Source organism: Clostridium gallinarum (assembly GCF_014836325.1).
In the GTDB taxonomy this organism is placed as follows: Bacteria; Bacillota; Clostridia; order Clostridiales; family Clostridiaceae; genus Clostridium; species Clostridium gallinarum.
Genome location: NZ_JACSQZ010000011.1, coordinates 1 through 20,837 on the forward strand (window position 1 = coordinate 1; position 20,837 = coordinate 20,837).

The following is a 20,837-nucleotide window of genomic DNA, read 5'->3' on the forward strand; positions in this document are numbered from 1 at the left end:
GTTTAATACTACCGATTACATATAATCTAACTATTAATCCATAAACTCCTATTATAACTGCTAGCATATTTGACATAAATATAAAATTTATATTTGCTAAAACAATAAGTATTGAATATAAGTAAATATAATTTATTGTTTTATTTTTATATTTATCACTTAAATAAGTATTAAAGTTTTCTTTTAATATTTCTGAAGTTCCTTGTAAAAGCTTTACTATACTTAAAACTTCTAAAACATTTACTATATTAAACCAGGTTATATTTAAAATCATATTATTCCCAAATATACTTTCTATTCCTATAATGGGTAATATAAATGTTATAACTGCAATAATCATCTTTATATTAAATAATTTTAATGCTATATTTAGTGAATTATTATCATAAACCTCTAATATTTCTTTAATACCTGAGCAAATAATTATTATTGCAATAAAATCCGGTAAAAGTTGTATTGCTCCTAAATTAATATGAAAAGTATTAAATAACATCCCAAAGAAAACTTTTTTATATCCTTTAATCATTCTACAATTCCCCCAATTCTCTTAGATATTTATATATATCAAAAAATTTAAAGGTTGGATAATACGTTATATTATATACTCTTTTTTCATATTCCTTTCCATTTCTATCTTTAAAATATATTTTAGGTTGTATATCATACATATACATTTTCCTAATAGAATCCTCAATGGAATGAAATTCTGCTACAAAATATAAATTTTCATTTTTATTATAAATTAAACTCCTATCTTTTATATCTCCAGTTTTATTTATATTAAAATCAAATAAATCTCTAGTATCTTCAAATAACACAGAATATATATTATCTACTTGTATATAATCCTTAGTCCAAAATATACTTTTGCTATATCCATAATTAGAACCTTCTACTCCTGAATTCTCTAATGGAGTTTCAGATATATTATTTCTATTTAATACTATTTTACCCAAATCAACTTTAATATTAACTCCATCATCAAAGACCACAGTTGCTTCACTTAATATTAATTTATCATCTATTTCTATTTTCTGTTCTGATATGTCTACATTTAAAAATACAGTATGTATCCCATACCTTCCATGGCTTTCTATATTATCATTACTATAATTATAAAATCTAGCAAATTCAAATTCAGTTTCACTAGCTTTAAAGTTTATTTCCGGTGCTTCATCAAATAGTATTCCTACTACCTTTCTTTTATCTTCTATATTAGAAATATATTTTAACTCTATATCAAAATTTAATAGCTTATATCTATCTTCTCCCTCTGCTATATCAGTCTCAACATAACTCTTTAAAAATACAGGTTTAGATAGCTTCAAATAATTTATACTTGCTATACTTAATATAAAAGATACTAAGAGCATTACTCCCAAAATTCTTAAAGCAGTCTTTATATTTCTCATTTTCCTCTCCCTTAATATAATAATTACTCCTATTATTTATAATATCATATTTGGAATAATTATCCTAGATAGAAAAAAGGAATGGAATTCTTAAAATCCCATTCTTAATATTTTTATTTTTCTTCCTTTAATATTATATTTAATAATAAAGCTGTAATTGTACCTGTGGATATACCTGAAGTAAATATCATTTTTAATGCTTCTGGTAATTGTGAAATAAACTCTGGTCTAAAAGTTACACCAAGACCTAAGCCTATTGATGTCGCTATTATTAAAAGATTTCGTTCATTTATTTTTACCTTACTTAATGTTTTAATTCCTGCAGCAGCTACTGTTCCAAACATAACTATTCCAACTCCACCTAAAACAGGTTGTGGGATACCATTAACTATAGCTGCAAGCTTTGGTAAAAAACCTAATATAACTAATATAATTCCTGCCATAACTGCAACAAATCTACTAGCAACCTTAGTCAAAGGAATTAATCCTACATTTTGGCTAAAAGTAGTATTTGGTAATGTTCCAACTAATCCACCTATCATACTCCCAATACCGTCTGATAAAACACCTGCTCCTATACGTTTTTCATCCATTTCAATTTCCGAAACTTCTCCTACTGCCTTTAAACATCCTACTGTTTCAATGGCAGTAACAAAATATGCTGGTATAAATGCTAAAAGAGCTTTTAAATCAAATTTTACTCCATATTCAAATATTTTAGGGAATGAAATCCAACTTGCTTCCTTAACGGCTGTAAAGTCTACTAATCCTAATGGAATACAAACAATATATCCTACTACCATTCCTATAAGTACTGATGCACTACTAAGCATACCTTTTCCATAACGATTTAATAGTAAAGTTCCCATTAGTACAGACATAGCAATTGAAATATTTTTTAAGCTACCATAATCAGCAGCACCACTTCCACCAGCTGCCCAGTCAATTGATACTGGTAATAATGTTAAACCAATTAAACATACTACTGTTCCTGTAACTAGTGGTGGAAAAAGCTTCATTAAAGGTTTTATAAAATAACTAAGAATAACTTCAAAAAATGCTCCTAATATCGTTGCTCCTATAATTCCTGGAAGCCCTAAAACTGATCCAACTGAAATTGACGGAGAAACAAATGTAAAATCAGTTCCCATAATACAGGCAACTTTAGCTCCTACCGGTCCAACTCCTTTTGCTTGTATTATTGTTGCTATTCCAGCTGCAAGTATAGATGCACTAATTAAAGCAGTACTAGTCTTAGCATCAAATCCTAATGCACTAGCTAAAACTAAAGGAACTACTATAATTCCTCCAAAAGCAGCAAAAATATGTTGTATTCCAAATAATATTTTTTCTGAAATCGATGGATTATCATCAACACCATAAGTTAAATTTATACCATCTTTTATTTTTAAATTTTTCATAATTTCATCCTCCAGTTTTTAATGAAATTAAAAAGCACCTCTATATCGAGGTGCTTGTCTTAAAAATACAAGAAAAATTTATAAAATAAAAACTTCACTTTTATATTAAGTCTAGTACCTCGTAGTCTGCATATTTACGGTTAGCAGGTAGAAACTTTCGGACCATATTACCGATTATATACGAGTTTCTTTTTAATTTAATTATATTATATACGAATATTAATATGATTGCAAGATAAAATAGTTTGTTTTATATTAGAATTTTGTATTACCATTTCCATCTTTATATTCGTGTATATATTTTTTCTTATCTATGCTTCAACAATATTTCTAAGCCATTTCTTTTGTTTATATCTTTTAAATCCTAAAATAAATTTATAAACCTCTTCAATTGTTATCATAGCATACACATAATAAATAGGTAGTCCGAGTACTATTCCACCTAAAAAGGCAAAAGGTATTCCAACAAACCAAACCCCAGTTATATCTAGTAATAATGATGCTTTAGTATCTCCACCACTTCTTAAAACTCCAACTATATTTATTAAATTAAACATTCTAAATGGTAAATAACATACAAATACTGTTAAGCACCTTGTAATATCACTTGCAACATTTGGTTCTACTGAAAATAATTCTATTAAAGGTCTTCTAATTAATATACACACAATCCCCATAACTATAGTTAACATTAATTGAAGTACAAAAAAACTCTTCGCATGTTTTTCAGCATCTTTAAGTTTATTTGCTCCAAGTTCATTACCTAATATAACAGCAGTTGCTGAACTTAAGCCTTGGAATATTACTATACAAATTTGCTCAACATTTTGTGTTATAGTAATAGCTGCAACAGCTGAATCTCCCATTCTTCCATAAACTAATGAATACATAGTTACACCAAGTCCCCACATAAATTCGTTAGCTATAACAGGAGAAACTGTAATAAAATATTTTTTTATAAATTCTTTATCAAATTCAATTAATTCCCTTAACTTAGCAGCTGCTTCCCCATTGCTTATATAAACTATTGATAAAATAGAAACACATTCAACAACTCTTGCAATTACTGTAGCTATAGCTGCACCTTGAACTCCTAGCTTTTGGGCTCCAAAATTACCAAATATAAATGTATAATTTAAGACTACATTAACTAATATAGAAACTAAGCTTATAAAAACTGGTGCTTTAACTTTATTAGTTGCTCTGAGTAGTGCTATGTAGCAATTAGTTATAGCTGTTATTGGATAACTTATAGCTACTATCATCAAATAAGAAGCTCCTATTGATATAGTTCCTTCACTTGGAGTAAAAATTCTCATTACTGCTTTAGGAATAAATAAACCTGCAAACATAAATAAAATAGCTCCTGAAAGTCCTATTATAAGGGACATTCCAAGTACTCTTCTAATATTTCTTATATCTCTTTTCCCAAAGTATTGAGCTGTTAATATTGATGATCCACTAACTACACCAAACAATAATAATGTAAATACAAAAAACACCTTATTAGCTAGCCCAACTGCTGCAATAGAACTTTCTCCTAAGCTTCCTATCATCATGTTATCTACAAGGTTTAAAATAGTATTTAGCATCATTTGTATGGTAATAGGAACTCCTATAGCTATTATTCTTCTTAAAAACTTCCTATCTTCAAATACGCTTTTTAAATATATACTCCCCATAAAGCCTCCTTAAATTGTCATTATAAAAAGTGCATCAAAATGATACACTTTCATATTTAAATATTTATATACTTCATTTTCACAAAATTGCTTTTAGAATTATATCATAAAATCAATAAAACTTTCTAGAAATTACGCTTTAATTTCTTAGACTTTTTCTATTTTTACTCTTGTTTCATTATAAGTTACTTGTCCTCCAATATCTGATATTCCAGAATCAGTTAAATAGTTTGGATTTCCATGTTTTGTCCACCAACCTGCATACATTAAAATAACCTTATCTGATATACTTTCATCCACTTTAATCTTTGCTTTAATTTCACCATTTTTATTCTTTAAAGAAACTATATCCCCACTATTTATATTTAATTTCTCAGCCATACTTTTATTAATAAAAGCATAAGAAGTCCCTTCAGTATCCATCAGATGTTGACTAGACAAACTATCTCTTGCATGATTTGTTAATAGTATGAATTCTTCATTATTTTTTTTATAATCTATATAAAGCTTATCCTTGAAAAATATTTCAAATTTTCCTGAGGAAGTTTCAAAATTCTTATCTTCCCACGCTACTAGCTTGTGAATTGTAAAGTGATTATTTTTTAAATATTCAATACTTACCTTTTCATTATATTTCTTTAATGGTTCTATAACCTTTTCTAAATACTCATATTTATCTACATCTGGATATTCTTTTATATTAAGAAGCTTTGCAAGTTCTTTATAAAATTCATATTCATCCATTAATCTTTCTTTAGGTTCCACTAATTTTTCATTATAGATAATATAAGGATTGGTCATAGAACTGTAAATTAAATCTTCACTTTCTAAAGTACTAGTTGTTGGTATAAATAAATCACATTCCTTTGCTGTATCTGTCATAAACATATCAAAGCAAACCTTAAATTCTACTTTAGCAAAAGAATCTTTTAATTCATTTAAATTTGCAAGTTGATTTAAAAGATTAGATTTAGTTATTATAGCCATTTTTACCGGAGCTTTAAGTGATTCATTACTTCCTCTATTTATATCATCTTTTATAAAAATATTTTCCTCATCATATTTATCTTTTCCATCTATTGAAGCCTTTATAAAATCAGACATTTCACTAACATAAAAGAGCCTATTTTCAGCTAACTCCTCGCTATTATAGGGATCTGAATTTATTACATTTGGATAAAGCTTATTAGCGTAATTTATTCCTCCTCCACTATAACCAATTTGTCCAGTTATTGCTCCTAATGTATCAATTAAACTTATAGTATTACCACCATTTTTATACTTTTGCATTCCATATCCAAGTAATATAGTTGAATATTTATTTGTATATAGTGATACTAACTCTTCTATTTTTTCTTTACTTACTCCTGAAATTTCTATTAAATCCTCTAAATTTAAGGAGCTAATATATTCTTTATATAAATCAAATCCATTAACATAATTTTTTATAAATTCTTCATCATATAATTTATTTTCTATAATTATCTTTCCCATAGCAAGAGCTAAAGCTCCATCACCATTTGGTTTAACTCTAATATATAAATCTGCCATTTCTGCAGTTTTAGTATATATAGGGTCAATAACAACAATTTTACTTCCATTTATTTTTGCTCTTTTTATAGATTGACTAGTATGTATTGATGTAAAAGCTGGATTCTTTCCCCAAATAAATATTGATTTACTATTTAACATATCCTCTAAAGAATGACTTCTTACATCTCCAAAGTTTAAAGTTTGTGCCTTAATTCCAGCACTCCAACAAGGTCCACCTTTTGATTTACTTACTCCTCCATAAAAGTTAAAAAATAAATCTCCAATACTCTTCAGTAATGCACCATTTCCATATTGTTCATAATATAATATAGATTTTGAAGAATAATTTTCTTTATAATAGGATAATTTCTCAGCTACTATCTTTAATGCTTCATCAAAAGATATTTTTTTAAAGCTCCCATTAACCTTTATCATTGGACTATATATTCTATTCTTATGATTTAATCTATCTAAATGAGCTAAACCTTTTTTACATATAAAGCCTTTAGTGAAAGGATGACTTTTATCACCTTCAATTTTTAATATCTTATTATCTTCTACATATACATTAAATTTACAACAATCAAAACAATCTAACGTACAACCATGACTTAATTTTTCCATTTTTACCCCCTTATAAACAAAATTAACTATTCTTTGTACTACTTATTATATATCTTTATTTAAAATAATAATAGACTACTCAAAATGAATTTCAGTAGTCTATTAAAATATTATTATTTTTTAAATCATTAATTTTTAACCTTTTTTAAAATGCTGTCCAACCTGCATCTGCAATTATTTCTGCACCATTAATTAAACTAGAATCATCACTTGCTAGGAATAAAGCTATTGTAGCTATTTCTTCCGGTAATCCCGTTCTTGGTACATTTCCTAACCCTAACTTAATTCTTGAAAATCCAAATTCACTAGGATGACTTGTACCTACTCCAATTTCTGAATCAACTCCACCAGGACAAATAATATTACATCTTATACCCTTATTAGCATACATAAAGCCAATATTTTTTGTTAATCCTAATAAAGCATATTTAGAAGCAGTATAAGAAACACCTGCTCTGCAACCATTTAACCCTCCTATAGAACCAACATTAATTATATTTCCTCCACCTTGCTTAACCATTAAGTTTACAGCCTTTCTACATGCATAAAACGGCCCATTTAAATTAACGTTCATTACATTTTGCCATAGTTCATCTTCAACTTCACCTACAGGCATCATTTCATCCATTACTCCTGCGTTATTAACTAAAATATCAACTCTTCCAAAATTTTCAACAGCAAGATTAATCATTCTTTCATTGTCTTCTTTTATTGAAACATCCCCTTGCATTGCAATTATCTTTCCCGGATAATTTTTTGATATTTCAACTAACTCATCAAGTTTTTCTTTTCTTCTAGCAACTACAACAACAGAAGCTCCTTCTTTTGCATAAAGAAGAGCTATGGATTTTCCCATACCAGAACTTGCACCTGTAACTACAGCAACTTTACCTAAAAGTTTCATATAAAATACCTCCTAAATATAATAAATTATTAAATTTATTTTTTACTTATATAAAAATTAATATTAAGTTTAATTTTTTCTTGTGTTCACTATTTTTTATAGGTATGTATATGAATCCATTAGGATTATCAAAACGTATTTTATTTAATGAACTCCATGTAAATGATTACCTTAAGTTTATTATATTGTTATATTATTGTCAATATTTAATATATATATATTTACTTTTATAAAATTAATAATTTTATACTATTAAGGCTCCTTTAAATAAAACTATATATTTATAATAATAAAAGCATAATTAATATAATAATAGGATACTCAAAATTAATTTAAGTATCCCATTATTATATTATAAAATTTTAATTAAAGTTCTTCTCCATTTGAAGCAATAACTTTTTTATACCAATCAAAGCTCTTTTTCTTACTTCTCTTTAATGTTCCATTTCCATCATTATCACGATCTACGTAAATGAAACCATATCTCTTCTTCATTTCTCCAGTTCCTGCACTTACTAAATCGATACATCCCCATGTTGTATATCCAAGTAAATCAACACCATCTATATCAACAGCATCCTTCATAGCCTTTATATGTTCTCTAAGATATTCAATTCTATAATCATCTTCAACATATCCATTTTCATCTGGAGTATCAACAGCTCCAAGACCATTTTCAACTATAAATAATGGTTTTTGATATCTATCATATAGAGTGTTAAGTGTTATTCTAAGACCTAATGGATCTATTTGCCATCCCCATTCACTTTCACTTAAGTGTGGATTTTTAAGTGATGCAAATATATTTCCTTGTGTTAGTTTATTAACTTCTGGATCTGCACTTGCACATCTTGATGAATAGTACGAGAATGATATGAAATCTACTGTATATTTCTTCAAGATTTCTAAATCTCCTTCTTCTATATCAATCTTAATTCCCTTTCTTTCCATTTCCTTAGTAGCATATGCTGGATATTCTCCTCTTGATTGAACATCTATAAAGAAATAGTTTTCTCTATTTTTAGTCATAGCTTCAAAAACATCATCTGGCTTACAAGTATAAGCATAAGTATCTCCAGCTGCAAGCATACATCCAACCATATTATTTGGATCAACTTCATGTGCAATTTTAGTAGCTATTGCACTTGCAACTAATTCATGATGTGCCGCTTGATACTTAACTTGTTCTTTGTTTTCGCCTTCTTCAAAGCATATTCCTGCTCCCATAAATGGTGCATGTAATATCATATTTATTTCATTAAATGTTAACCAATACTTAACAAGTCCTTTATATCTATTAAAAATAACTGTGCAAAGACGTTCATAGAATTCTATCATCTTTCTACTTCTCCAAGCACCATACTTTTTAATAAGATTCATTGGGCAATCAAAGTGTGTAATTGTAACCAATGGCTCAATACCATACTTATGACACTCTTTAAATAAATCTTCATAGAATTTTAATCCTTCTTCATTTGGAGTTTCATCATCTCCATTTGGGAAAATTCTGCTCCAAGCAATTGAACATCTATATGTTTTAAAGCCCATTTCACCAAATAATTTTATATCTTCTTTATAATTATGATACATATCTATAGCTTCTTTAGCTGGATAAAAATGTTCGTTATCAAATTCAAACATCTTCATTTCTCCTGCTATTATAGGAAATCTATCTTTACCTATTGGAACTACGTCTACGTTAGCTAAACCTCTTCCACCTTCATTATATCCACCTTCACATTGGTTTGCAGCTGTTGCTCCTCCCCATAAGAAATCTTCTCTAAATCCCATTGTATATCCTCCCTCAATTTAAAACTATGTTTCTATATTTATATTCTATATAACTTTTAGTATTTTAAATTTTCAAAATTTGAAAATTTTTAATATATGTAGATTTTTTGTATAATTTATTTTTTTTATATATTCAAATTTTATATGATATAATTATTAAAAATATTAAAATTTAGGAAGGTACAAAAGATGGAAAAATATTTTTCAAATGTTGAAACTCCAAAGGTAAGCATAGCTCCAATGGTGGATAAAACTCATAGACACTTTAGATATTTTTCAAGAATTTTAACTAAAGATGCTCTTTTATATACAGAAATGATTACTGCTCAATCTATCATTCATGGAGATAGAGATAAAATATTAAGTTTTAGAAAAGAAGAAGGTCCTGTTGCTCTTCAAATTGCAGCTTCAAATCCAGAAGATGCTTATAAAGCAGTTAAACTATCTAATGATTATGGATATAGTGAAATAAATTTAAATTGTGGCTGTCCGTCTGATAGAGTATCAGGTAATTTAATGGGGGCCGCATTAATGTCTTCAAAAGATTTAGTATATGAAATTTTATGTGCAATGAAGGAAGCTACTAATAAACCTATTACTATAAAGCATAGAATAGGTATTGATGGAACAGGAGTATTAGATAATACTAGCAATAAAATTATAATGGAAGGTTATAATGACCTTTTAGATTTTTTAAACACAATATCTAAGGCTAAACCTGATAGATATACTATTCATGCCCGCTCAGCTATATTAAAAGGATTAAGCCCAAAAGATAACAGAGAAATTCCACCTTTAGATTATAATATGGTTTATAACCTTAAAAAGGAATTTGACTATCTAAATATAGAAATAAATGGTGGATTTAAAACTATTGAATCCATCAAAGATGCTTTAACTAAAGTTGATGGCGTTATGATAGGAAGAGCTGCCTATGAAGATTGTTATCTTTTAGCTAATTTTTATAAACTTTATAATGGAAATGAAAATATCAAACCTATTTCTAGAGGTGATGCAATTAAAGCCTATATACCTTATATAATTGAAGAGCTTGAAAATGGAAATAGTGTTCATTCTTTAGTTTCTCCTCTTCATAGCTTGTTCCAAGGTCAAAAAGGAAGTAAAAAATATAAACAATTATTATCTTCATCTAATGTAAAAAAAGATAGTATATTAGATATATTAAATACAATACTTGAAACTATGCCAGAAGATATACTTTGGAATTAATATTGTTTATTATTAATAAATTATTTTTAATATAAAAGGGGGATATATTATGATCAATTATAAAGAAATTAATCCTAAAGAATTAAATGAAAATACTTTTAAGTTAATTGGATCTGATTGGATGCTTATTACTGCTGCTAAAGATGAAGCTATTAATACAATGACAGCTTCTTGGGGAGGTCTTGGTGTTCTTTGGAATAAAAATGTTGCCTATATTTTTATTAGACCTCAAAGATACACTAAAGAATTTGTAGATGCATCTGATAAATTTTCTTTAACCTTCTTTGATGAAAGTTTCAAAAAAGATTTAAGCTATTTAGGAACCGTATCAGGAAGAGACGAGGATAAAATTTCAAAAACAAAACTTAATGTAAGCTATATTGAAAATATTCCAGTATTTAATGAGGCAAAACTTACTATTCTATGTAGGAAGCTTTATGCTCAAGATTTAGATCCTAATTGCTTTATAGATAAAGATTTAGCTGATAAATGCTATCCTAATAAGGATTATCACACTGTTTATGTAGCTGAAATTGAGAAGGTATTAATTAAAGAATAATTTAAAAACAATTTTAAAAATCTCTTTATATTAATTATATTTCTAAATATCTTTATAATTAAAAAGAATCCTAAAAATTAGGATTCTTTTTATGAAAAAATCAAACAAACACTATGAGAAATTTACTATATTTCATTACCTTGTAAATGATAATGATTTTCATTAGCTATTTGTATAATACATCCATTTTATGCTATTGTCAATATATATATATTTTTTCTTTTCTTACTATTTACTTTTTTAAAATTTAATTAGTTTAAAATATAAACTTATTTAATATATTTTAAAACTAAAATTTGATTAAATTTAATCCTATTTCATCACTAAACTCTCTATCTACTTCTCCATTAATTATATTTATTATTATTTCTGAAGTTGCGCTTATAATAGCCTTATTTAAATGTCCACCAATACAAATTCCTTGTATATTTGCAAAAGTTCCATGTATATGAAGATAAACTTCTCCATTCATTCTAGAAATGTTTCCTGTTAAATTAGTTATTTCAAAATCCTCTTCAAAAGTATTTGAGTAATATTTCTTTTCATCTATTTTAAATAACCCAACAGTTACATAATTTGCTGCTCCAAGACCTAAAATTGAACCTAACTTTATATCTTCCTTTTTACAAAGTTCTGTTATTGCTTCAATAACTTCGTCACCTTTTTCTAATCTTAATACAACTGTTTGGTCAAAAATTCTATATTCCATTCTCTTCCCTCCTAAAAATATTTTATATTTATTTTACCATAAAAATAAGGAAGTGTTAAAGTATCATATCCAGGTTCCGTCGCATACGCTCCAAGTCACCTTGCTATGATACTTTAACACTTCAAAACTGAAGGATGGAAATTATAAAAGCTCTAATTCTTAACCTACAAATTTTATACTCCCTTACCTGAATCAGTAACTTCTATTAACTCTATAGGGAATCTTTCAAATATCTTTTGTTCTAATAAGTACTCATTATTAAATCTTATTGCCCAAGGTCTAATTACTCATTTGTCCTTCAAAATCTCTATTTGTTGATATATTTTCATCTTTTATAAATTTCAATATTAATCCCAAAACAATTCCTAAAATAGCTGGTGCAAGCCATGATAATCCTTCTTTATAAAGTGGTAATACTGCTATCATATTAGTTAAAATATCTATTTTCATTCCAACTTGTCCTAATGAATCAATTACACTGACAACTCCTGTTAATAATATAGTAAGACCATATATGTATTTACTACCTTTAAATATAAAATCTAACATAGCTAATACTATAAGCATTATTGCAATTGGATATATAGCATTTAATATTGGTACTGATATGCTAAGAATTTTAGTTAATCCCATATTAGCAGATAGTAAGCTAAAAACAGATAATATTGCTACCCATTTTTCATAGGATATTTTTTCACTTAAAGTGGTAAAATATTGGCTACATGAAGTTATAAGTCCAATGCAAGTTGTTAAACATGCTAAAGTGAAAATTAAAGCTAATAATACAGCTCCTGGTTTTCCAAATATGTACGTAGTTACATTAGTTAATGTTTGAGCTCCATTTTCACTTACTCCAAACATACCTCTACTTGTTGCACCTAAATGAGCTAACATAGCATATATAACAGCAAGTAATCCACCTGCCATAACTCCAGCTTTTATAGATAATTTCACAACTTTTTTCTCATCTGTTACTCCCTTTGATTTAATTGCTAGTGCTATAACAATTCCAAAGTTTAATGCTGCAATAGTATCCATAGTTAAATAGCCATCTAAAAATCCTTTAAAAAATGAAGATGTTTCATAACCATTTACAGCTACTTCATAACTTCCTAAAGGTTTTACAAAAGATCCTGCAACCATAATTAAAATTAAAGCTAATAATGCTGGTGTTAATATTTTTCCCATACGATCGACTAATTTACTAGGTGATAAAGATAACCAATATGCTACTGAGAAAAATACAAGTGTATATAAAAATAATGCTAATTTTAATGAAACACTTTCAGGTAAGTAAGGTGCAACCGCCATTTCAAAAGGTAAACTTCCTGCTCTTGGAATACCAAGTCCAGGTCCAATAGATAAATATATTAAAACTGTAAATACAGTTGCAAAAACTGGATTTACCCTTTTAGCTAAATTAGTTAATCCACCAGACTTTGCTACAGCTATAACTCCGAGTACCGGGAACCCAACTGCTGTAATAAAGAATCCTAATAATACTATCCAAGTTTTTTCTCCTGCTGCTTCTCCCATAAATGGTGGAAAAATTAAGTTACCAGCTCCAAAAAATAGTGAAAAAAGCATTAATCCTATTAATACTAAGTCCTTTTTAGATAGATTTTCTTTTGATAAATTGTTCATTTCATAACCCCCTGTTTATTAAAAAATAAAATAAAAAAACCGTCCCTTGAAAACAAGGGACGGAAATATCCGCGTTACCACCCTAATTCTATAAATAATTAAAAATATATTTATAGCACTCAGTTACGTATCTATCAATACGCTTATCTTTTAACGGTGAAAGCTTCCGTCAATGCTTACTATACTTTTCAGCATTGCTTCTCAGAGATGATTTTCAATCGTTTCTTGAACATTGGCTTTCAGCAAATACCAACTCTCTGTTGAACAAAATAACAACTTACTTTTTCTCTTCATAGAATTTATTAAATTATTTACCTTAATATTACATCTATTTTATTTATATGTCAATATTATATTTTTTTTACAAATTCAGATTTTAATTTCATAGCACCAAAACCATCAATTTTACAATCTATGTTATGATCACCTTCAACTAATTTTATATTCTTAACTTTAGTTCCTTGCTTTAATGGAGCTGAACTTCCTTTAACTTTTAAATCCTTAATTATAGTAACTGAATCTCCATCTTTTAATATATTTCCATTAGAATCTTTTACTATTAATTCATCATCATTACTTTCATTTTCTGAACCTAAAGTCCATTCATAAGCACATTCTGGGCATATTAAAATACTTCCATCTTCATATGTATATTCTGAATTACATTTTGGACAATTTGGTAAATTTAGCATTAGTTATTCCTCCATTATTTCAATATAATATATAAGCCTTTCCTTACATTTCTTTATACTATCATATACATAATATTTTTACAAATACTTAACTACTTTATTCCTATATATCAATTATTATTATCTATAATTGAATTTATTGGTATTCAAAATTTTCATAAGTAAATTTATATATGATCATACTAAAATTATAATATATACACATAGGAAGATTTACCTCTAAATAAAACTAAATATGATTTATAAAACAATTTCCTGATAAGTTTAAATAATTAAAAGGACTTCAAGTTATTGATTGAAGTCCTTTTAATATAATTTTATTTCAATATTATATTTTAATTTTTTATTATATTCCTATCTATTATTGAATGTATTTATCTAAAAAACTAAATACCTTATCATAATAAGTTTTTGGATCTACATCCGGCGCGGAACCATGACCTGCTCCATCAATTATTAAAATATCCTTTTCGCAATTAGCTGCTTCATATAATCTATATACCATTTCTGTAGGTACATATGTATCATTTCCCCCGTGAGTAAATAAAATTGGAGTTTTGGATTTTTTAACTTGCTCTAATGCTGAAGCCTCATGGAAATTATACTTAGCTTTAATACTAGTTACTATTTCTGCTGCATTTAAAATTGGAAACTTTGGTAATCCAAATCTCTCATATAATTGTGCTCCAAACATCTCTTCTACAGATGTATAACCACAATCCTCAACTATAGCTTTAACATTGCTTGGTAAATTTTCTCCAGAAGTCATCATTACTGTAGCTCCTCCCATAGATTCCCCATAAAGCACTATCTGTGAATTATTATCTAAAGATAATATATAATCTATCCAAAGTAACATATCCTTTCTATCTAACCATCCCATACCTATATATTTCCCATCGCTATTTCCATGCGCTCTCATATCAGGAGTTAATACATTATAACCTTTATTATAAAAGTTTAATGCAATAGGTTGTACATCTTCATGACTAGAAGTATATCCATGGGCTATAATTACCCATTTATCACTTTTTTCATCTTGAAAATATAGTTTTCCCCAAAGATTTAGACCATCTTCTGATTGTATAGTTGTATCTTCTGTTTTAACATTCTTTAACCAATTTAAAACATCTTCCTTGGATTTTTCTTTATTAATTTTTTCTATATCACTTTCTATTGATTGTGGTGCATTTGGATCTACATTAGCCTGAGTTACTATTCCTTCTTGTCTAACAAGTGCATAATTAAAAAAATAATTTCCTACAAAACCTAGCCCCAAAATAATCAATAAGAATATTGAAGCTGAAATTGAAATTATAAATTTCTTATTCATATATGTCCTCCTAATCGTCATTTATGTTTTATTATTTTATATTCAAATACTTTGATTGTCAATTTATTTTGTAAGATAATTACATTAAATGTTATGAAAATGCACTTATTAGAATCTGATTTTTGCTACTATAAATAAAGTTATCCATAGATTCGACTTTATTATAATTTCATATTTTATTTGTTTATAACTACTCCTTGTAACCCTTCAATAACCTCTAAAGTTTTTAAATGTAAGTTTTCATCAAAACTCGCACAAAGACTTGCATCTACAACTATTTCTGCATTTCTATATTGAGATTGAAACATTACAAAGTTACTTATTACACATATGTTAGTAACAACTCCTACTATTTCTATTAAATCTATATCTTCTCCAAGTTCCTTTGATATTTTGCTCATATCTTGTGGAGAAATTCCAAATCCGTATTTATTAATATGAATAGTATTTTTATTTTCTTTAAACTCTTTTAATCTACCGTATAAATTATGCCCTTCAGTCCCTTTAATACAATGAACTATAGGTAAATTTTTTCCCTCTCTACTTTCTAAATAATTTTCTTCATGGGTATCATAAGTAAATAACACCTTATTTCCATCTTTTATATATTCATTTACCTTATTATAAATTCCATCTTCTAAAGTAGTAGCCTTTTCAAAACCTAATGCTCCATTAACAAAATCCTTTTGATAATCAATAACTACTAATAACTTTTTCATTTTATCCTCCTAAATTTAAAAATATAACCACTTATCTATAAGCTTAATTATATACTTATTTTTTTATTTTGTATAAGCTTTCATAACCTAATATATTAATTTCTAAAAAATATTATAAACCTCATACATATTTAACACATTTTCTTACCACAAAAATATTTGATTTACAAACTATTTGATATCTGATAATATTTTTACATAATTTATTATTAAACAAAGGAGTTTTTTATGAATAAAAATAAAAGTACAAGCTATATTATATTATTTTTTATAATTTGTCTATTTGGTATTTTAGGACTTAATTCACTTAATCCTTCAAAACCTAATTACGATGATTTATCAAAAATTAATGTCAATAATCTAATGACTCATATAAGTCAAATTGCAAAAGAACCACATTCAATTTATGATGTAGAAGCTAAAGGAAAAGTTAGAGATTATTTGACTTCAGAACTAAATAAATTAGGAGCTTCTCCAAAAATATATGAATATAATGATGTTTATGTAAAAAGAAGTGATAGTTATGAAGATCTTCAAAATATTTATGCTGAAATTAAAGGTAAATCTGATTCTTACATCATGCTAGTAACTCACTATGATAGTTCTCGTGCTAAAGCTGAACGTTATGCTGAAAAAGATGGTTCTCATGGGGCTGCCGATGCAGGATATGGTCTATCTACAATTCTTGAAACTCTAAGAGTTATAAAAGAAAATAATATAGAACTTGAAAATGGTATAAAAATCTTATTTACTGATGGAGAAGAAGCTGGACTTTTAGGAGCTAAAGAAGCTGTCAATGAGGCTGAAATTTTTAATGGAGTAAATTATTTAATAAATCTTGAAGCTAGAGGTACTAGCGGACCAGCTGTAATGTTTGAAACAAGTCCTAACAATTCAGCTATAGTCGATTTATATAGTTCAACTGATAAGGCTTTTTCATATTCAATAACACCTGAAATATATAGACTTTTACCAAATGGAACAGATTTTACTGTATTCCTTGAAAACAAAATTCCTGGCATCAATATAAGTGTATTAGATGGTATGGAAAATTATCATACCCCTAATGATAATCCTAATAATTTAAGTTATGAATCTATGCAACATTATGGTGATCAAGTTTTACCTATAGTTACAGAGTTTGTATCCAATAGTAAATACTCCGATTCATCTGCTCTTATTAGTAATGATGATAGTATATTCTTTAGTCTTGGAAATCTATTTATTAAATATTCAAAAGCTACTAACTATATACTAATCTCTTTAATATTAATTTGTATAATATATCTTTATATGAACTTAAAATCTAAAAATTTAATAAAAGTATTTAAATATACATTTATAAATCTAGTATATACCGTAATCAGTATGGGAATAGCTTATTTTCTTACTAGAGTATTAGCTATCATAAATGGTAGACAATTTAAAATAACTTATTTACCACTTATAAAATATGAATCTACTATTTTAATACTATTTATATTAATTACTTTTATTGGATATATATTTACAATAAAAAAATTTACTCATAATTTAAAAGAAAAAAATGAATATTTGATAGGCTCATTAGTACTATTATTGCTATTATCTATAATTCTAACTTTATCATTGCCTGGTGCTAGCTATATAACTGTTTTCCCTGGAGTTTTAATTTCTATAACTTCAGTTATTACAAAAGCTTTAAAGGATAAATATAATCTTTCTTGTATAATGCTTATTCCAATTGCATTAATCACTTTATTATTTGTTCCAACTGTATATCTATTTAATGCTGCCTTAACGCTAGGTGGTCTTTGTGCAAATATATTATTTGTTATGATTGGATTTATATCTATAATTTCAAGTAGTATTTTTATTAAAGGAATAAATACATATTAGAATATTAACAATAAATAAAAATAATAGCTCTATTTAAACTAGAGTTATTATTTTTATTTGAAAGAAATTAAGTTATATATAGAATATTTAATATATATTATATATAATATTCTTATTATAATTTTAAGAGGTGATTAATTTATATGAATAATACGCTTACTGAAGAAAACATAAAAAAGTTGCAAGAAGAATTAGAATATAGATTGACTGTGAAAAGAGCAGAAATAGCTAAAGAAAAAGCAATAGCTGCAGCTCATGGTGATAGATCAGAAAATGCTGAATATAAAGAAGCTTGTGCTAACTATAGAGAAAATGATAATAGAATACAATATCTTATGACTATGATTTCTACTGCTACAGTTATATCAGAGGATGAAATAGATAAATCTTCTCTTGATATCAATAGCAAAGCTAAAATTAGATTTATTGAGGATGATTTTGAGGATGTTATAACTTTAGTAACAGTTATGGATTCTGATCCTGAAAATATGTGCATTAGTATAGAATCTGATTTAGGTCTAGCTATAAAAGGCAAAAAAGTTGGAGATATAGTTGAAGTAATTGCACCTGAAGATAAATATACAGTTGAAATCTTAGAAATATTATAATTACTTTCAAATCTATTTATAAAAGGCAAATTCACTTTAGAATTTGCCTTTTATATCTTAATATTATTTCAAATTTTTAATACCTTCCTCTAATATCTTTAATTGCAATAAAGTTTCTTCATCTTTAATAGTCTTATTCTTATTATTTATAATAACTTCATATAAATCATCATATACCCTTCCATAATCTCCATTTACTGATTTAACTTTTTCTTCATGCAAAATTCCTGATTCATCAATATAAGTTAATGTTCCATAATGTTCTAAAGTATCTACGCCAAAATCATTTTTATCTGGCATATAGAACATCTTTAAATGCTCTTCTTGTCTATCTTTTGTTTCCTTTACAAAGCATCCCTTTTTCCCATATACTATAAAGCTTGGCCTTGGTTTTATTCTAAAATAGCTAGATTTAACCGATACTTTTAGATTTCCATAATATAGATCTAAATCAAAATAATCATTCATTCTCCCTCTACCTAATAATTGTCTTACATCATAATTAATATTATCTGGTTTTCCAAAATAACTAATTACTTGATCTAAAGTATGACATGCATGTGTATATAAAAAAGATTCATAGGGAGAAAATTGCGATGTTTTTTCAGGAATTTCTGGCCTAAAATAATCAAAATTCATTTCAAGTTCAAATATATCTCCAATCTTTCCGTCTTCTATAACTTTTTGAACTGTTAAAAAGTCACTATCGAACCTTCTATTTTGATAAGCTTGAACTATTAATCCTTTTGAATTTGCTAATTCAAACAATTCTTTTGCTTCTACATATGTTTCGGTAAATGGCTTTTCTACTAAACAGTGTTTGTTATTTTCTAAAACTAATTTTGCGTAATCATAATGACTATCTTGTTTTGTACAAACAACTATCAATTGAATATCTTCATCTTTTAAAAGTTCATCTAAATTTGATGTGTATTTAACTCCCTCAATTCTATCCCAAGCTTCATTATTAGGATTTCTTTGATAAATAGTTTTTACTTTTATATTTTTTCTTTGCATAACAAAAGGTAAATGATATCTATTTGTACTTTTTCCATTACCTATATATCCTATAGTAAGCATAACATTCCCCGCTTTCATTTTAATACTAGCACATTAATTATACTCTTATTGATAAAAAAATAAAAATCTATATATGTAAAGGAACATATTTTTATTAACTAATTTATTAATTTCTTAAATCTCTACTAAACTTTCTATATTTAAGAGGGGTCATTCCATATCGCTTTTTAAATATCCTAAAAAAATAACTTTTTTCTTTAAATCCTATTATTTCAGAAATATTTTGCACTGACAAATCAGTAGTAATAAGTAGCCATTTAGATTTTTCTAATTTTATTTCTCTTAATTTATTCGAAAAACTGTCCTTTGCTAAATTTTTAAAACGCATAGAAAAATAAGTTGGGTTAAAATTAAAATCCTTTGCCATACTATTTAATGTTACTGTGGAATAATTATCTACCATATATTTCAACCATCTACCTATATCATAATTTTCCATCATACTAGACTCGCTAATAATTAATGAATCCTTATGAAAATTATGTAGATTAGATAAAAATAATACTAATGCTGCTTTAACTAACTTTTCATTATTTTCACTAATAGTACTTACCTCATATAAAAAAATATTTAAATATTTTTTTATTATATTATAAGTTGTAATATCAAATACTAAATACTCTAACTTTTTATTATCTAATCTAATAAAGTCATAGAATATTGGACAATCTGCCATTTGATATTTTAAATTAGAATCAAAAAACTCCTCTTTAAAATTAACTACACATATCTTTGAATTTTTTTCATTATTTACGTACTTAATATTAGATGCATATTTTACTAAAACAATATTTCCTTCTACCAAATTAATAATCTTTGAATTTATTTCAATGCTTACAATTCCATAAACAATTATAAGTGATATATATTTTTCTTCAGAAATAAGTGTTCCCTTTCCATTTTTCAATAAATTCAAACTGTAATATCCATCAATATTTTTGTCAATCATCTTACTTATTTGTTCTAAAATTAAATTTTTATCCAATTGTCTGATTCTCTTTCATATTTTTTAACAAAG

17 protein-coding genes, 1 pseudogene, 1 riboswitch and 1 other annotated feature are annotated in these 20,837 nt (G+C 26.6%); of the genes and pseudogenes, 4 read left to right on the forward strand and 14 right to left on the reverse strand.

The annotated features are described in order from the left end of the window. From H9660_RS04585 to H9660_RS04615, 7 genes and pseudogenes are all read right to left on the reverse strand, one after another. Positions 1-526 (reverse strand): annotated as a pseudogene (locus H9660_RS04585) (hypothetical protein); the annotation flags it as partial. A 1-nt stretch (position 527) separates the two neighbouring features. Beyond that, complete coding sequence (locus H9660_RS04590; protein WP_191749009.1) at positions 528-1,412, reverse strand: hypothetical protein; 885 nt, start codon at positions 1,410-1,412, stop codon at positions 528-530. 113 nt (positions 1,413-1,525) lie between these two features. Further along, positions 1,526-2,833, reverse strand: a complete 1,308-nt coding sequence (locus H9660_RS04595; protein ID WP_423739000.1) for a nucleobase:cation symporter-2 family protein — start codon at positions 2,831-2,833, stop codon at positions 1,526-1,528. 102 nt (positions 2,834-2,935) lie between these two features. Beyond that, a riboswitch (purine riboswitch) is annotated at positions 2,936-3,037 on the reverse strand. A gap of 107 nt (positions 3,038-3,144) precedes the next feature. Beyond that, positions 3,145-4,515, reverse strand: a complete 1,371-nt coding sequence (locus tag H9660_RS04600) for an MATE family efflux transporter (RefSeq protein WP_191749010.1) — start codon at positions 4,513-4,515, stop codon at positions 3,145-3,147. A gap of 147 nt (positions 4,516-4,662) precedes the next feature. Beyond that, entirely contained in the window at positions 4,663-6,672 is a 2,010-nt protein-coding gene (locus H9660_RS04605; protein WP_191749012.1) for a molybdopterin-dependent oxidoreductase, read from the reverse strand. A 145-nt stretch (positions 6,673-6,817) separates the two neighbouring features. After that, entirely contained in the window at positions 6,818-7,576 is a 759-nt protein-coding gene (locus H9660_RS04610) for an SDR family NAD(P)-dependent oxidoreductase (protein WP_191749014.1), read from the reverse strand. Positions 7,577-7,942: 366 nt separating this feature from the next. Continuing rightward, complete coding sequence (locus tag H9660_RS04615; RefSeq protein WP_191749016.1) at positions 7,943-9,367, reverse strand: 6-phospho-beta-glucosidase; 1,425 nt, start codon at positions 9,365-9,367, stop codon at positions 7,943-7,945. A 189-nt stretch (positions 9,368-9,556) separates the two neighbouring features. Between H9660_RS04615 and dusA the strand changes: the two genes are divergently transcribed. Continuing rightward, a complete protein-coding gene (dusA, locus tag H9660_RS04620) occupies positions 9,557-10,597 on the forward strand; it encodes a tRNA dihydrouridine(20/20a) synthase DusA (protein ID WP_191749018.1) in 1,041 nt (346 codons plus the stop codon). A 49-nt stretch (positions 10,598-10,646) separates the two neighbouring features. Continuing rightward, complete coding sequence (locus H9660_RS04625) at positions 10,647-11,156, forward strand: flavin reductase (protein WP_191749020.1); 510 nt, start codon at positions 10,647-10,649, stop codon at positions 11,154-11,156. Positions 11,157-11,445: 289 nt separating this feature from the next. Here H9660_RS04625 and H9660_RS04630 read toward each other — a convergent pair whose 3' ends face one another. The 5 genes from H9660_RS04630 to H9660_RS04650 form a co-directional block, all read right to left on the reverse strand. Next, positions 11,446-11,865 carry a PPC domain-containing DNA-binding protein gene (locus H9660_RS04630; protein ID WP_191749022.1) on the reverse strand — a complete coding sequence of 140 codons (420 nt, stop codon included), beginning with the start codon at positions 11,863-11,865 and terminating at the stop codon, positions 11,446-11,448. Positions 11,866-12,144: 279 nt separating this feature from the next. Continuing rightward, entirely contained in the window at positions 12,145-13,509 is a 1,365-nt protein-coding gene (gene brnQ, locus H9660_RS04635; protein ID WP_191749025.1) for a branched-chain amino acid transport system II carrier protein, read from the reverse strand. A 52-nt stretch (positions 13,510-13,561) separates the two neighbouring features. Continuing rightward, positions 13,562-13,812 (reverse strand) — a binding site (T-box leader). Between the two features lie 47 nt (positions 13,813-13,859). Then, positions 13,860-14,201, reverse strand: coding sequence for a zinc ribbon domain-containing protein YjdM (locus H9660_RS04640; RefSeq protein WP_191749027.1), 342 nt, complete (start codon positions 14,199-14,201; stop codon positions 13,860-13,862). Between the two features lie 361 nt (positions 14,202-14,562). Further along, complete coding sequence (locus tag H9660_RS04645) at positions 14,563-15,534, reverse strand: alpha/beta fold hydrolase (RefSeq protein ID WP_191749029.1); 972 nt, start codon at positions 15,532-15,534, stop codon at positions 14,563-14,565. A gap of 176 nt (positions 15,535-15,710) precedes the next feature. Then, positions 15,711-16,253, reverse strand: coding sequence for a cysteine hydrolase family protein (locus H9660_RS04650; RefSeq protein ID WP_191749031.1), 543 nt, complete (start codon positions 16,251-16,253; stop codon positions 15,711-15,713). Positions 16,254-16,481: 228 nt separating this feature from the next. Between H9660_RS04650 and H9660_RS16185 the strand changes: the two genes are divergently transcribed. Together H9660_RS16185 and H9660_RS04665 are read left to right on the forward strand one after the other, a co-directional pair. After that, positions 16,482-18,131: a M20/M25/M40 family metallo-hydrolase gene (locus tag H9660_RS16185; RefSeq protein WP_207729410.1), complete on the forward strand. Its 1,650-nt coding sequence runs from the start codon at positions 16,482-16,484 to the stop codon at positions 18,129-18,131. Positions 18,132-18,274: 143 nt separating this feature from the next. Further along, positions 18,275-18,739 (forward strand): GreA/GreB family elongation factor, encoded by a 465-nt coding sequence (locus H9660_RS04665; protein WP_191749033.1) that lies wholly within the window; start codon positions 18,275-18,277, stop codon positions 18,737-18,739. Between the two features lie 63 nt (positions 18,740-18,802). On the opposite strand, the gene H9660_RS04670 is transcribed toward H9660_RS04665, so the two are convergent. Beyond that, complete coding sequence (locus H9660_RS04670) at positions 18,803-19,819, reverse strand: oxidoreductase (RefSeq protein ID WP_191749110.1); 1,017 nt, start codon at positions 19,817-19,819, stop codon at positions 18,803-18,805. 106 nt (positions 19,820-19,925) lie between these two features. Beyond that, positions 19,926-20,804: a helix-turn-helix domain-containing protein gene (locus H9660_RS04675; RefSeq protein ID WP_191749035.1), complete on the reverse strand. Its 879-nt coding sequence runs from the start codon at positions 20,802-20,804 to the stop codon at positions 19,926-19,928. Between the last annotated feature and the right edge of the window lie 33 nt (positions 20,805-20,837).

Coding starts and splice junctions, on each gene's coding strand:
- H9660_RS04590 (WP_191749009.1), bottom strand. CDS start 1,412: ATGAGAAATATAAAGACTGCTTTAAGAATTTTGGGAGTAATGCTCTTA.
- H9660_RS04595 (WP_423739000.1), bottom strand. CDS start 2,833: ATGAAAAATTTAAAAATAAAAGATGGTATAAATTTAACTTATGGTGTT.
- H9660_RS04600 (WP_191749010.1), bottom strand. CDS start 4,515: ATGGGGAGTATATATTTAAAAAGCGTATTTGAAGATAGGAAGTTTTTA.
- H9660_RS04605 (WP_191749012.1), bottom strand. CDS start 6,672: ATGGAAAAATTAAGTCATGGTTGTACGTTAGATTGTTTTGATTGTTGT.
- H9660_RS04610 (WP_191749014.1), bottom strand. CDS start 7,576: ATGAAACTTTTAGGTAAAGTTGCTGTAGTTACAGGTGCAAGTTCTGGT.
- H9660_RS04615 (WP_191749016.1), bottom strand. CDS start 9,367: ATGGGATTTAGAGAAGATTTCTTATGGGGAGGAGCAACAGCTGCAAAC.
- dusA (WP_191749018.1), top strand. CDS start 9,557: ATGGAAAAATATTTTTCAAATGTTGAAACTCCAAAGGTAAGCATAGCT.
- H9660_RS04625 (WP_191749020.1), top strand. CDS start 10,647: ATGATCAATTATAAAGAAATTAATCCTAAAGAATTAAATGAAAATACT.
- H9660_RS04630 (WP_191749022.1), bottom strand. CDS start 11,865: ATGGAATATAGAATTTTTGACCAAACAGTTGTATTAAGATTAGAAAAA.
- brnQ (WP_191749025.1), bottom strand. CDS start 13,509: ATGAACAATTTATCAAAAGAAAATCTATCTAAAAAGGACTTAGTATTA.
- H9660_RS04640 (WP_191749027.1), bottom strand. CDS start 14,201: ATGCTAAATTTACCAAATTGTCCAAAATGTAATTCAGAATATACATAT.
- H9660_RS04645 (WP_191749029.1), bottom strand. CDS start 15,534: ATGAATAAGAAATTTATAATTTCAATTTCAGCTTCAATATTCTTATTG.
- H9660_RS04650 (WP_191749031.1), bottom strand. CDS start 16,253: ATGAAAAAGTTATTAGTAGTTATTGATTATCAAAAGGATTTTGTTAAT.
- H9660_RS16185 (WP_207729410.1), top strand. CDS start 16,482: ATGAATAAAAATAAAAGTACAAGCTATATTATATTATTTTTTATAATT.
- H9660_RS04665 (WP_191749033.1), top strand. CDS start 18,275: ATGAATAATACGCTTACTGAAGAAAACATAAAAAAGTTGCAAGAAGAA.
- H9660_RS04670 (WP_191749110.1), bottom strand. CDS start 19,819: ATGCTTACTATAGGATATATAGGTAATGGAAAAAGTACAAATAGATAT.